Source organism: Chryseobacterium sp. GVT01B (assembly GCF_019970045.1).
Taxonomy (GTDB): Bacteria; Bacteroidota; Bacteroidia; order Flavobacteriales; family Weeksellaceae; genus Chryseobacterium.
In genome coordinates this window covers 137,551-152,194 of record NZ_JAHXYI010000001.1, presented here as the reverse complement: position 1 = coordinate 152,194, position 14,644 = coordinate 137,551, and the positions used below count along the sequence as shown (strand labels likewise).

Sequence of the window (14,644 nt, the reverse complement as noted above, 5' to 3'; positions counted from 1 at the left end):
CACTCGTAAAAATAAAAGCGGAAAGCAATGGGTAAAATCTGGAAAAAAGAATCAGTATAAATAATCGGTTTCTTGCTTCCTTGCTGTTTTACTTCTGCTGTTTCGTTCAAAAAATAAAGCAGAAAGGGCACCAATGAACTATACAGTACAACACATTGCAGAGATCACCAATGCACAGATCATTGGAGACGGAAATTTAATGATCAAAAATATAGCGTATGACAGCAGAATTATTTATTCTATCAAGAATACAGCTTTTATCGCGATCAATACCCATAAAAATTCCGGAGAAAAATTCATAGAATCTGCAATAGACAGAGGAATCAATGTCATTATTTCTGAACATCATTATCCGGAGTTTGAAAATATAACCTGGATTATTGTTGAAAATTCCGTAGAGTTTCTTCAAAAATTAGCAAAGTATCATTTTGAAAATTCTCACTTACAATCTATTGGAATTACAGGAAGTAATGGTAAAACTATTTTAAAAGAATGGTTATATCAATGTCTGTGGAATGAATTTCCTACTGTAAAAAGTCCTAAAAGTTTTAATTCTCAGATCGGTCTTCCGCTCTCTCTTCTTCAGATCAACAGTTCTTATAAGCTGGGAATTTTTGAAGTGGGAATTTCAAAACCACATGAGATGAAAAAACTTGAAGACATGTTTCATCCTCAGATCGGATTGCTTACTCACATCGGGACCGCTCATGCTGCCAACTTTTCTTCCGAAGAACAACTTATTGATGAAAAGATCAGTCTTTTCAAAAATTCTGAAGTGATCATTTATAATGGTGACAATTCTTTGGTTGAACAAAAAATCAAAAAATCATATTCTGATAAAAAATTAATTTCTTACGGATTTAAAAAAGACAACCAGGTTTTCATCAAAAGCAATATTTCAAAAGATGACAACATTATTGTTGATTATTTTGGTGAAGAAATCAGTTTTCCGGCCCATCAGAGAGACGAAGCGACATTAACCAATGCTATGGCGCTTATCACAGTCCTCAAGGAGTTGAATATCGAAAATAAAAAGATCGTTGAAAAAATCAACCTTTTAAAAGCCGTTGAAATGAGGCTTGAAGCGATTGAAGGAATTAAAGGCAATATTGTCATTAATGATTCCTTTAATCTTGACCTTGATTCTTTGAAGACTGCCCTCCAGTTTTTGAATGAATATAACAAATCTAAAAAATCGCTGGTCTTAACTGATATTGTAGGGGTGAGTACCAACGCTAAAGAATTGTATGAAGAAGTTTCTGAGTTGGTCAATGAACAGCATTTTGATTCTGTATTCTTAATTGGTGATGAAATATCAAACTTTAGTGAATTATTTAAAGCTAAAACATATACTTTCATTGACACTAAAGAGTTGATTGAAAGCAAGCACCTTACTGAAATAGAAAATCAGATTATCTTGTTAAAAGGAGCCAGAAAATTTGAGATTGAAAGGCTTAAAGATATTCTTGAACTCAGAAAACATGATACGGTACTGGAAGTAAACCTAAATGCCATTCTTCATAATATCAACTATCATAAATCACTGCTGAAACCGGGAACCAAAATGATGGCCATGGTAAAGGCCAATGCTTATGGGTTGGGAAGTTATGAAGTATCAGAATTTCTTCAGCACCATCATATAGATTATCTGGGAGTGGCCTATGTTGATGAAGGTGTTGAACTCCGAAAGAAAGGGATCACCACTCCAATTATCGTAATGAATCCTGAGCAACACAGTTATCAGACTATTATAGAATACAACCTGGAGCCGGAAATTTATAGTTTCAGAGTACTGGAATTATTCTATGAAGCGGTTCAGAAATCAGGTTACGATAAGAAATATCCGATCCATATTAAACTGGAAACCGGAATGCACCGTCTTGGTTTTAAAGATTTTGAACTGGATCAGTTAAGCGAAACTTTAAGCCAGAAAAATCTAAAGGTTCAGAGCATGTTCAGTCATTTATCATCTTCTGATATGCCTGAGGAAAAAGAATTTACATTGAGGCAGCTGGAAGTTTTTCAAAAGAATTCCAGTTATCTTATTGAAAAATTAGGCTATACTCCTCTCCGCCATATTCTGAATTCATCCGGGATAACCAGTTATACCAATCATCAGTTTGATATGGTAAGAATCGGAATCGGAATGCTTGGAGAATCGCCTGATAATGAAATTCAGAAGCAGCTGCAGTCTGTGGTAAGCTTTAAAACCGTAATTTCACAGATATCAACGGTTGAAAATGGTGAATCTGTAGGTTACAGCAGAAGATATAAAGCAGATCACCCAACAAGAATTGCGACTATCCCTGTTGGGTATGCTGACGGTATTCCAAGGCTGATCGGAAATCAGGTAGGAAATGTAGGAATCAACAAAACATTAGCTCCAATTGTCGGGAATATCTGTATGGATATGATGATGATTAATGTAGATAATATGCCGAATGTAAAAGAAGGTGACACTGTAACTGTTTTCAACGCCAAACCAAGTTTAAAAGAATTCGCAGGCTACTGCAAAACGATAACCTATGAAGTATTAACCTCCATTTCGCCTCGGGTGAAACGGATTTATATAAAAGATTAACTATGAGAAAACTCCTGATTCTGCTTTCCATATTCCAACTGTTATTGATCCATTCTCAGGTAAAAAAAGATTTTAAAATTCCTAAAAACCCAAAGATTGGACTGTCGCTAGCCGGTGGCGGAGCCAAGGGGTTTTCACATGTAGGAGTTCTTAAAGTACTGGATTCATTGGGGGTGAAAGTGGATTATGTTTCCGGAACAAGTATGGGAGCCATTGTAGGTGGTTTATATGCCGCAGGCTACTCCGGAAAAGAAATAGAAAAAATAGTCATGGATACGGATTTCTATTCTTTAATTATGGATCCGAAGTCGAGACAGGAAACTACTTTTTTCAACAAATCCGTAGACAAATATCTTTTATCCATTCCTCTGAAAAACGGAAAAATCACACTTCCCTCTTCTATCAGTACCGGCCAGAGAAATGTTTATCTTCTGAAAGAACTTTTTAAAAACGTTTCCAATATTGAAGACTTTTCCAAAATGCCTATTCCATTCATGTGTGTGGCAACCAATCTTGAAAGCGGCAATATGCAGATATTTGAAAAAGGAGATCTCGTACAATCCATTATGGCAAGTTCTGCATTCCCTTCTTTAATGGATCCTGTTAAAATTGGCGATAGTATTTATATAGATGGGGCCATGACGGTAAACTATCCTTCAAAGCCTTTAAAAGACAAAGGAATTGATATCGTTATAGGTGTGGACCTTAATCAGGATCTTTCAAAAAGAGAGGATTTAAACAACATCATATCCATCCTGAATCAGGTTATTGATTTCGGAATAAAAAAAGACACAAAAAAACAGTATAAATATACAGATATCAATATCAAACCCAACCTGAAAGGGATGTCTGCTACAAGCTACGATGATAAAAAGAAAATTCTAGACAGCGGCTATGTAGAAGGGCTTAAATATTCTCAGGTACTGGATCAATTACCCAAACGTCCTTTTGACCGTCTCAGACAGCGTATAAATCCCATATATTCCAACGTATACAAGATAGACAGTATTTCTATCGAAGGAAGTAAAATATACGGTAAGAACTATACGCTGGGGAAAATGGGGCTCCGCCTCCCCTCTTTACAGACTTATGGGAGCATCAATAAAATGATAGATAAATTGGTTGCGACAAATAACTATCGCTTTATTAATTATGATATCGTTCAGGAAAATGATGCCAATTATCTGAAGCTTTATGTTACTGAAGACGACACCCGCCATTTTCTGAAATTCGGGTTGCACTATGACGAAGTTTTCAAAACAGGGCTTCTTTTGAATTATTCTGCAAAGAGACTTTTATTTAAAAATTCCAACCTTTCCCTGGATGTTGTTGTGGGCGACCGTGTGAGATATTATCTGAACTATTTTATAGATAACGGGTATATTCCCGGTTTTGGGCTTTATTCGTCAGGAATGAGCTTTGATATAAAAAATGTAGACAATTATGTTGTAGACCGATGGGAATGGCTGAGAAATGAGGCCTATATACAGTCTATATGGAAGGATAAATTCGCTATTGGAGGTGGAATCAGCCATGATTACTTTAAAGCGGAAAACAGCAATGGAGACAACAGACGCTACAGCCGTTTCCTGAACCCATACATCTTCATAAAAACCGATACGCAGGATGATAAAGAGTTTCCTACCAAAGGAATTTATTTTGCAGCAGAAGGAAAAGTAGTAGATCTATTAAAATCTGAAGTTGATAAAAGAATTATTCAGATCAAAGCAGATCTTAAAATCAATATCCCCCTGGGCAAACAATTTACTTACCGTCTGAACGTTTTTGGAGGTGTTACTATTGGAGAAAATCTTCCTGCCTACTATCAGTATAGATTAGGTGGAATTTTTGAACAGAATCTAATGAATTTTAAAAGTTTCGGAGGATTTTATTTCGCCCAGCTTTATACTAATAATGTGATATTGGCATCTAACGATATCCAGTTCAAATTTAACAAAAACTATTTTATCAGTGGAAACTTCAGCTTTGCTAACTTATCAAACGATATCAAGTTTGAAGATGCAGTTAAAGTAAATTATAGTTCTCTGGGAATTACGGCCGGTTACAAATCTCCTTTCGGGCAGATAAAAGTCAACTTCAGCCACTCACTTAAAAATAACCAAAAAGGTATATTCAGTGTTATTTTAGGACACTGGTTTTAAAAAAATGATACAGTTCTTTTACGAAAACTTACCAGAGTCGGTAAGTACAGATTACAAAAAATGGCTGGAAGATCTTATTCTTTCAGAAGGAAAAAAGCTAGGAGAAATCAATTACATTTTCTGTGATGATGAATATCTTCTTAAGATTAATCAGGATTATTTGCAGCATGATTATTATACAGATATCATCACTTTTGATTATGTAAAAGGCAAGACAATAAGCGCTGAGATTTTTGTATCTTTGCAGCGCATTTCTGATAACGCCTCTACCCTTTCCCGAGATTATGAAGAAGAATTAAGAAGAGTTTTAGCCCATGGTATTTTACACCTTGCAGGCTATAAGGACAAGACGGAAGAGGAAGAAAAAGAGATGCGGAGAATGGAAGATTTGTACTTGGCAAAATACAGGGATTTAAAGATTTGAAATTGAACAATCACTTAAAGTCCTATACCTAAAGTACTCAATTCTAGTAATAATATAACTTTACCTAGAGTGCATTCTTCAAAAATGTTTCACGTGAAACATTGGTTATAAAGATAAGGTTTAAAGCTTAAAACAAGCGAGATAAAAATGATTTCAGAAATATATGATGTAATAGTAGTAGGTGCCGGACACGCAGGTTGTGAAGCCGCCGCGGCAGCAGCCAACCTCGGTTCAAAAACACTACTCGTTACAATGAATATGCAGACCATCGGACAGATGAGTTGCAACCCGGCAATGGGCGGAATCGCAAAAGGACAGATCGTAAGAGAGATTGATGCAATGGGAGGATATTCCGGAATTGTAGCAGACAAATCCGCTATCCAATTCAAAATGCTGAATCTTTCAAAAGGTCCTGCGATGTGGTCTCCGAGAACCCAAAATGACAGAATGCTTTTTGCCGAAGAATGGCGATTAGCATTAGAGAATACTCCCAATCTTGATTTCTTTCAGGATATGGTGAAACAACTGATTGTTGAAAATAATAAAGTAACCGGAGTGGTTACTTCTTTAGGAATTGAGATTAAAGCAAAATCTGTAGTTCTTACAAACGGAACTTTTCTTAATGGTTTAATTCACGTTGGAGATAAACAATTAGGCGGAGGAAGAATGGGTGAACCTAGAGCATTTGGAATTACAGAACAATTGGTCACTTTAGGATTTGAAGCAGGAAGAATGAAAACCGGTACCCCACCGAGAGTAGACGGAAGAAGTTTGGATTATTCAAAAATGGAAGAACAAAAAGGAGATGAAAATCCTCAAAAGTTCAGCTATCTTGACACTCCGAAATTAACAAAACAATTAAGCTGTCATATCGTATATACTAATGAAACAGTACACGATATTTTGAGAGAAGGTTTTGACAGAAGCCCAATGTTTAACGGTACCATTCAAAGCTTAGGTCCAAGATACTGTCCAAGTATTGAAGATAAGATCAACCGTTTCGCAGAAAGAAACAGACACCAGCTTTTCGTAGAACCGGAAGGATGGAAAACTGTAGAGATCTATGTAAACGGATTCAGTTCTTCTCTTCCGGAAGACGTACAGATCAAAGCAATGAAACAAATTCCAGGATTTGAAAACGTAAAAGTTTTCCGTCCAGGTTATGCTATTGAATACGATTACTTCCCTCCTACCCAATTGAAACATACCCTGGAAACAAAATTAATTGACAATTTATATTTCGCAGGACAAATAAACGGAACTACAGGATATGAAGAAGCTGCCGGCCAAGGATTAATTGCTGGTATCAACGCTCACAATAAAGTTCATGAAAAAGGTGATTTCATTCTAAACAGAGACGAAGCGTATATCGGAGTTTTAATAGATGATCTTATTACCAAAGGAACTGAAGAACCTTACAGAATGTTTACTTCACGTGCCGAATACAGACTTCTTTTAAGACAAGATAATGCAGATATCAGGCTAACTGAAAAAGCTTATCAGTTAGGATTGGCAAAAGAAGACAGATTAAGAAAAATGGAAACTAAAGTATCTGAAAGCCAATCACTTGAAGAGTTTCTTCGCGAAACTTCTTTAAAACCAGGTATCATCAATCCAGTTCTTGAATCAATAGAAAGTAACCCGGTAGATCAGGCGTACAGAGCAGCACAAATCCTTACTAGACCTCATATGACATTAGGAAAACTGGATGAAATTGACTTCATTAAAGAAGTTTCAAGCCAGTACAATGATGAAGTAAGAGAACAGGCCGAGATCAACATCAAGTATAAAGGATATATTGAGAAAGAAAAAGAGAATGTAGCTAAACTTAATCGTCTGGAAAACATTAAAATTCCTGAAGATTTTGATTATACAAAGCTTTCCAGCCTTTCTGCAGAAGCAAAACAGAAGATGTCTAACGTACGTCCGAAGACTATTGCCCAGGCAGGAAGAATAAGCGGGGTTTCTCCAGCCGATATCAACGTTTTACTAGTCTATTTAGGACGTTAATAAAAGATATGTTTCACGTGAAACATTTAAATAAATAAAACAAAAATTAAGGTATTTATGGGCGTACACTAAGCTCTGAATATCTTAATTTTTTTTACAATATAAAAAGACAACGATTTCAATGAAAATAAAAGATCATTTTCTTTCACAGGAAATTTTTGAAATTAAAGAAACAGAAACCAAAGGGGTATTCAAGACCACCCCTATTCCATCCAATATTTCAAGATATTATGAAAGTGAAGATTATATTTCTCATCATCAGGACTCCGGAAGTCTGAAAGAAAAGCTTTATAAATTTCTTCAGTCCTTCAATCTGCAATACAAAAAAAATGTATTGATAGACAGAATAAAAAAAGGATCAAGAGTACTTGATTACGGATGCGGTGCCGGAGAATTTGTAAAATTCATAGAAAATGATTTTGAGACTTTCGGTTTTGAACCTGATGCCGATGCAAGAAAAGCAGCACAAGGAAAAATAACCAAAGCCTCTATTTTGGATACGATCAACACAATTGAAGAAAACAGCTTAGACGCGATCACTCTATGGCATGTGTTTGAACATATCGAAAATCAGGATGAAATGTTGAAGACTTTTCATGGGAAATTAAAAGAAAAGGGAATTCTTATTATCGCAGTTCCCAATCCTACTTCTTATGATGCAAAACATTATAAAGAGTATTGGGCAGCATATGATGTACCAAGACACATCTATCATTTTTCAAAAAATGGAATGGAAAATCTTATTTCAAAAAAGCCTGACTGGAAAATGAGAAAAATAAAACCTTTGGTACTAGACTCTTATTACATCTCCATGTTAAGCGAAAAATACAAGAAATCACCCCTATTTTGGATAAAAGCAATGATTTACGGAACGATTTCGAACGTAAAAGCCCTTTTTTCAAACGAATTTTCAAGTTTGATATATATTATCGAAAAAAGATAGAAAATGGATTTTTGACCTATTTCTAAAGGTCGATTTTCAGCATTTTCAGCTTCAAAAATAAAAAACTCAGGATTTTTTCACCTGAGTTTTTTATTTTTAATAAAGAAGCTAAAAAAATTTAAATAGAAACTTAAATTTAAGATACTATAATTTTAAAAATAAATACTCCCCACTCCATTTCAAGAAAAAAAAGAAAATAAAGAATCCTCCTTATTCAGTTAAAGTTTTACTTAATCATTTATTTATATTTCATATTTGGTTCCAAAAAATAAAAAATAGATGTTAGAAATTAAATTCTCACAAAAAAGGTAAAAATTCCGGCTCAAAATCCATTAAGATATAAATACTCGGAAAAATTTAGTTTTTCGATTTTAAAGGTATTTATAAAGGTCAATTTTCAGGGACTTTTAATAAAAAATAAGATTCATAGTAAATTTCATACTAAATTTAAACCTGATTAGTCAAAAAATTTTTATACTCTATCAAAAAGAAAATTTAAAAGCCAGGGCAGAAAACTCCCCTACTCTATTTTATCTTTTACATAAAAATTAAAAAAGCAAATTTCAAAGAAACTTCTTTAGAATAATTTAGATCAAAAAATTGACCTATATTATAAAAGAAATTTTGATAGAAAATAAAAGCATCGAAAAATTACTAACTCCAGAAAAAAGTAAAACGATTGCATTTTAATAATTCTGAATTTTTTTGAAAAGCTGAATACATCATTCATTTATAATGTTAAATGAATAATTTCTAATTTTCGCCTGCTATTAAAAAAAGAAAATAAGCATAATTTAGCGATATAAAAAGTTTAAATACTAATATTCAATAACTTACAGCACTATCACTAATATGTGAAATAAATAATTATGAAATTTACTTTAAATAAAAGTCAATAACTTGTTTCTTAGCTCAAAAAAATACCACAAGTCTCATAAATATATAATTATGGCGACAATATAGAATTTGACACCATCGTCTTTAACTGTGTCGAAACTTCGATTTCTGACGAATGAAGAATCTCATGTAAAGCTTAGATTCTTCATTTCACTTCGCTACACTCAGAATGACAGCTTCATAATGAGAAGATATCAGGATTAATGTAAATTGTATGTAATTACCCAAATTATTAAAGAATTTAAAGGTTCAATGAAACTCTAGGATACAATTAGAAAGATTATAAATTCTTGACTAATCTTTCATAAATTTTATTTTAAATCACATTATTTATCGGCCCGAATTCTGTCAAATTAAATATGAAAATTATAATAAAAAAGACAAATCATGATCTCATAAAAGAACAAATCCATATCAAAATTAATGGTTGATTAGCACAAAAATCTAGGTATAAAAACAAGAACTATCTCTTTCTAATGAGCCAATTTTAAGAAGAAAAAATAAGCACACTATTTATTAAAGACCTAAGTAGCTGAAAGCGAATTCAAGTTAAACAAGTATAACCACAGGTTATATCTTAAAATCCCAGAAAAGCTCGATCAATAAAGGAATTCCTTATACTTTCAAAAAGAAAAAAAGCCTGCTAATATAATTAGCAGGCTTTAAAATATCTTTATTTTTTATTTAATTGTTGATTGCAGCTACACCTGGTAATTCAAGTCCTTCAAGACTTTCAAGCATTGCTCCACCACCGGTAGAAACATAACTTACCTGATCAGCATATCCGAATTGCTTAACGAAAGCAACACTGTCTCCTCCTCCAACTAAAGAGAAAGCTCCTAATCTTGTTGCTTCAGCAATACTCTCACCTAACGCAACAGTACCACCAGCAAAATTTGACATTTCGAAAACACCAATCGGTCCATTCCAAAGAATAGTTCTTGAATTTAATAATACATCATTGAACTGATCTCTTGATTTATGACCTGCATCAAGTCCCATCCATCCTTCAGGAATTGCATAGATATCAGCTTCTTTTCTTTCCACATCATTACTAAAACTTTCAGCGATGATAGCATCAGAAGGAAGATATACTTTCACTTTATGTTCTTTTGCTTTCCCTAAAATCTCTAAAGCTAAAGGAAGCTTGTCTTCTTCTACCAAAGAATTACCAATTTTTCCTCCAAGAGCCTTAATAAATGTAAATGCCATCCCTCCACCAATGATTAGATTGTCTACTGCAGGAAGGATATTTTCTATAATGGTAATTTTAGTTGAAACCTTAGAACCTCCAAGGATAGCCGTAACAGGTCTCTCACCGCTTTTCAATACTTTATCAATAGCCTGAAGCTCATTAGCCATCAGTAAACCGAAATATTTAGTTGATGGAAAATATTGAGCGATCACTGCTGTAGAAGCGTGAGCTCTGTGTGCAGTTCCGAAGGCATCGTTTACATAAGCATCACCTAACTTAGAAAGTTTCTCAGCAAAACCTGCATCTCCTTTCTCTTCTTCATTATGAAAACGTACATTTTCAAGTAATAAGATCTCTCCTGGCTTCAGTTCAGCAGCAGCCTGTTCTGCTTTTTCCCCAATGCATTCATCAACAAATTTAACTTCCTGTCCAAGAACAGCAGAAACTTCGCCAAGAATATGTTTAAGAGAAAATTCATCTTTAACCTCTCCCTTAGGTCTTCCAAGGTGTGTAATTAAGATGACAGAACCACCATCATTAAGGATTTTCTCCACTGTTGGTTTCACAGCAACAATTCTCGTATTGTCTGTCACCTTCAGCTGATCGTCCTGAGGAACATTGAAGTCCACTCTTACCAGAGCTTTCTTATCTTTAAAATTGAAATCATTGATTGTTTTCATACGTAGATTTATTTTTTTCTGAGTCGGATGAAACTCCTTTGGCCAGATCCCGGTTTGATTTTCCGTAAACCCTGCAAAGGCAATTTCATAAATTTCATTGAATTTTTGTTTCACAAATGTAAGGTTTTAAACTTTTTCAACAGATTGATTAAAATAAAAGTTTTCAAAAACTTTCCCCGAACCCAATCACCCATTAATCAACAATTTTTTCTCTTTTAAAAAAAAGAATAATGTAGTTGTTGTTGAGTGTTGTTAGTTTCGGGGATAAGTTTTAAGCTAAAAGTTGGTAACACTCAACTTTTATTCAATTCATATTTAACTCACAATATAAATCCTTGTAAACCCGCTATTTCACATACTTATTAACAAATGTTGGTAACTTTGAGATGAATCAATTATTAGTTATTTTATTATGGAAAATTCTGGGGATAGCTGAAGAAAACATCTGGAAAGTTGTGGTAAAAAATTGCGGAAAGGTTTTCTATTACGAAATAAATTGATGTTTAAAAATAGAAAGTTGATAAAAGTTTTCCACAGTTATTAACATACCTTTTAACAATTAACTCAGGGTTTACTAACACGAATTGTTATTATTCTTACCTTTGTAAGGAAATAGAATCTAATAAAGCTTAATAAGAGTATTATGAAAAGAAAAATTGCTATCGCAGCGGACCATGCAGGCTATGAATATAAGGAGATTGTTAAGAACTACCTTTCAGAAAAGTTTGAAGTTCAGGATTTTGGAACGTTTTCCACAAACAGTGTGGATTATCCGGACTTTGTACACCCTGCTGCAACCTCTGTGGAAAACGGAGAAAATGAGCTGGGAATTCTGATCTGTGGAAGCGGAAACGGGGTTCAGATCACTGCGAACAAACATCAGAAAATAAGATGCGCTCTTTGCTGGATGCCGGAGATTGCAACACTGGCAAGACAGCATAATGATGCCAACATGATTTCAATACCGGCAAGATTTATATCAAAGGAACTGGCGATTGAGATTGTAGATAAATTTCTTTCAACAGACTTCGAAGGTGGCAGACACCAGAACAGAGTTGATAAAATTGCAGTTTGCTAAATATACTAAGGCTTGTAAATCGTATTACAAGCCTTATTTATTTTTTATTCGTACATTTGCAGTGTCCAATAGAAATTACACTCTATTATTCTCCAAAGCCTTTCTTATATTTGAAACATATTTAATAGAAGGTTTTTCTCTTTTCTTCTCAAGAATTGTATTAAATTTATACAAAACTAAAGCTCCCGTTCTAAGTAAACTGAAAGATAATTTCTGATGATGTACGGAATGAATCTAATGATGAAATTGAATAACCTTATATAAAAGGAATGGGGAAAGATTTAGAAAAAGGTTTTATTTGAACTAAGACCAAATTAATTAAAAGAAAATTAAAATGCCAAAAAAAAGAAAATATATAAGTCATAAAAATGATTTAAAAATGATGGAGATCGGAAGATTGATCCTCCGTTTTATGAATGCGAATTCATCCAAAATTTATAATTATAAACAAATCGCCGACGGAATAGATTACAAAAATCCAAGACAAAGAGAACTTGTCATCCAGGCGCTGCACAAACTTCAGGGATCTGAAAAGATCAAAGAAGTGGAAAAAGGAAAATATATAGTGAACCTGAAAATAGCAGGAACACTTACCGGAACTATTGACTTCAACCAAAGCGGAAATGCTTATGTAAGTGTGGAAGGATTGGAAGATGATGTCTTCGTACATGCCAAAAATGTGAAGGATGCTTTGCAGGGAGATAAGGTTCTTATTATAACTTATCATTATAAAGGAAAGAAACTGGAAGGCTCCGTTCTGGAAGTTTTGGAGCGTACCAGAACTGAATTTGTAGGAACATTTCAGAAGGTTGCTCATAAAGAATTTGGGTTTGTGGTTTGCGATAAAAAATCAATCAACACAGATATCTTTATTCCAAAAGGAAAATTCAATACTGCTGAAGATGGTGACAAGGTCATTGTAAAAATGACAGAATGGAGACCGGGAGATAAAAACCCTGAAGGAGAAATTATTCAGGTGCTGGGTGCCCCGGGAGAACACGAAACAGAGATCCACTCTATTCTTGCAGAATATGGTCTGCCTTACGAGTTTCCATCCGAAGTAGAAGCAGATGCAGATAAAATAGACAGAAGTATCACAGACGAAGAAGCTTTAAAACGTTGGGATATGCGTAATATCTGTACATTTACGATTGACCCTAAAGATGCAAAGGATTTCGATGATGCTTTATCCATTAGAAAACTGGAAAATGGGAACTGGGAAATTGGTGTTCATATTGCTGATGTATCTCATTATGTAGTTCCGGGAACTATTCTTGATGATGAAGCGTATAAGAGAGCAACTTCAGTATACCTTGTTGACAGAGTGGTTCCGATGCTACCGGAAGTTTTGAGTAATGATGTATGCTCCCTTCGCCCTAACGAAGATAAATATACTTTTTCTGCAGTTTTTGAACTGAACGACGAGGCAGAAATTCAGAGACAATGGTTTGGAAGAACGGTTATTCATTCAGACAGAAGATTTACCTATGAAGAAGCACAGGAACGTATTGAAAGCGGACAGGGAGACCTGGCGGAAGAGATCAATACTCTTGACAAATTAGCAAAAATTATGCGTCATGAACGTATCAGAAAAGGAGCTATTACTTTTGACAGAAGTGAAGTAAGATTCAATCTTGATGAAAATAATGAACCTGTTGGAGTTTACTTTAAAATAAGTAAGGATTCCAACCACCTGATTGAGGAATTCATGCTTTTAGCCAATAAAAAAGTATCTGAATATGTATCCCTGAGCAGAAAAGGTGAGATAACGAATAACACATTTATCTACAGGGTTCACGATGATCCGGATCCAGCGAAACTTGAATCATTGAGAGACTTTGTTTCCACCTTTGGATACAAAATGGATCTTGCCAATACCAAAAAGGTTGCAGCATCTTTGAATAAACTTCTTCATGATGTAAAAGGAAAAGGTGAAGAAAATATGATCGAAACGCTTGCGATGAGAAGTATGAGCAAAGCGGTGTACTCTACTGAACCAATCGGGCACTATGGTTTAGGGTTTGAGTATTACAGTCACTTTACCTCTCCTATTCGTCGTTACCCGGATTTGCTTGCACACCGTCTTCTTCAGCATTATCTGGACGGAGGAAAATCTCCAAACAGAGGAGAGCTTGAGGATAAGGCAAAACACTGCAGTGCCATGGAAAGGCTGGCAGCTGATGCAGAAAGAGATTCTATCAAATTTATGCAGGTGAAATTCATGGAGAAACACCTTGGAGAAACTTTCAGAGGGGTTATTTCCGGAGTGGCCGAATTCGGTTTCTGGGTTGAAATTCCTGAAAACGGTGCGGAAGGTCTGATCAAACTTAGGGACCTTGTAGACGATTCATATATGTATGATGCAAAAAGTCACGCAGTATACGGAATAAGACATGGAAACAAGTATCAGTTAGGAGATGAAGTTCAGATCAAAGTGGTGAAAGCCAATCTGATTCAGAAGCAGCTTGACTTCCAGATCGTAAAATAAGAAATAGATTTTTTATAAAATTATAGAAAGGCTGAAATGTTAATGGACATTCAGCCTTTTATTTTTTTTAACAAAAACATTTGAATATACTCTCCTCTCCTATTTTCTTAAAAACTTTAGATTAAACTCTCCTTAAAATCCACTTGATAAATCACAACTTTATTGAATAATTAAATCATAAAGTAT

8 protein-coding genes are annotated in these 14,644 nt (G+C 34.5%); 7 read left to right on the top strand and 1 reads right to left on the bottom strand.

Annotated elements, in window-relative coordinates; all coding sequences use genetic code 11:
* The first annotated feature begins 133 nt into the window (after positions 1-133).
* From LC457_RS00680 to LC457_RS00660, 5 genes are all read left to right on the top strand, one after another.
* Positions 134-2,581: a bifunctional UDP-N-acetylmuramoyl-tripeptide:D-alanyl-D-alanine ligase/alanine racemase gene (locus LC457_RS00680; protein WP_223598180.1), complete on the top strand. Its 2,448-nt coding sequence runs from the start codon at positions 134-136 to the stop codon at positions 2,579-2,581.
* Between the two features lie 2 nt (positions 2,582-2,583).
* Entirely contained in the window at positions 2,584-4,743 is a 2,160-nt protein-coding gene (locus LC457_RS00675) for a patatin-like phospholipase family protein (RefSeq protein WP_223598179.1), read from the top strand.
* Between the two features lie 4 nt (positions 4,744-4,747).
* On the top strand, positions 4,748-5,167 hold the full coding sequence (gene ybeY, locus LC457_RS00670) for an rRNA maturation RNase YbeY (protein WP_047422039.1): 420 nt from the start codon (positions 4,748-4,750) through the stop codon (positions 5,165-5,167).
* Between the two features lie 147 nt (positions 5,168-5,314).
* On the top strand, positions 5,315-7,177 hold the full coding sequence (mnmG, locus tag LC457_RS00665; protein ID WP_223598178.1) for a tRNA uridine-5-carboxymethylaminomethyl(34) synthesis enzyme MnmG: 1,863 nt from the start codon (positions 5,315-5,317) through the stop codon (positions 7,175-7,177).
* A 121-nt stretch (positions 7,178-7,298) separates the two neighbouring features.
* Positions 7,299-8,120 (top strand): bifunctional 2-polyprenyl-6-hydroxyphenol methylase/3-demethylubiquinol 3-O-methyltransferase UbiG, encoded by an 822-nt coding sequence (locus tag LC457_RS00660; protein WP_223598177.1) that lies wholly within the window; start codon positions 7,299-7,301, stop codon positions 8,118-8,120.
* 1,581 nt (positions 8,121-9,701) lie between these two features.
* Here the strand turns inward: LC457_RS00660 and pgk are convergent.
* The gene (gene pgk, locus LC457_RS00655; protein ID WP_142717580.1) at positions 9,702-10,892 is read right to left on the bottom strand and encodes a phosphoglycerate kinase; all 1,191 of its coding nucleotides are present in this window, start codon (positions 10,890-10,892) and stop codon (positions 9,702-9,704) included.
* Between the two features lie 643 nt (positions 10,893-11,535).
* Here pgk and rpiB point away from each other — a divergent pair.
* Complete coding sequence (gene rpiB / locus LC457_RS00650; RefSeq protein ID WP_223598176.1) at positions 11,536-11,970, top strand: ribose 5-phosphate isomerase B; 435 nt, start codon at positions 11,536-11,538, stop codon at positions 11,968-11,970.
* 334 nt (positions 11,971-12,304) lie between these two features.
* Complete coding sequence (rnr, locus tag LC457_RS00645) at positions 12,305-14,458, top strand: ribonuclease R (RefSeq protein WP_223598175.1); 2,154 nt, start codon at positions 12,305-12,307, stop codon at positions 14,456-14,458.
* Positions 14,459-14,644 lie beyond the last annotated feature (186 nt).

Coding starts and splice junctions, on each gene's coding strand:
- LC457_RS00675 (WP_223598179.1), top strand. CDS start 2,584: ATGAGAAAACTCCTGATTCTGCTTTCCATATTCCAACTGTTATTGATC.
- mnmG (WP_223598178.1), top strand. CDS start 5,315: ATGATTTCAGAAATATATGATGTAATAGTAGTAGGTGCCGGACACGCA.
- LC457_RS00660 (WP_223598177.1), top strand. CDS start 7,299: ATGAAAATAAAAGATCATTTTCTTTCACAGGAAATTTTTGAAATTAAA.
- ybeY (WP_047422039.1), top strand. CDS start 4,748: ATGATACAGTTCTTTTACGAAAACTTACCAGAGTCGGTAAGTACAGAT.
- pgk (WP_142717580.1), bottom strand. CDS start 10,892: ATGAAAACAATCAATGATTTCAATTTTAAAGATAAGAAAGCTCTGGTA.
- LC457_RS00680 (WP_223598180.1), top strand. CDS start 134: ATGAACTATACAGTACAACACATTGCAGAGATCACCAATGCACAGATC.
- rnr (WP_223598175.1), top strand. CDS start 12,305: ATGCCAAAAAAAAGAAAATATATAAGTCATAAAAATGATTTAAAAATG.
- rpiB (WP_223598176.1), top strand. CDS start 11,536: ATGAAAAGAAAAATTGCTATCGCAGCGGACCATGCAGGCTATGAATAT.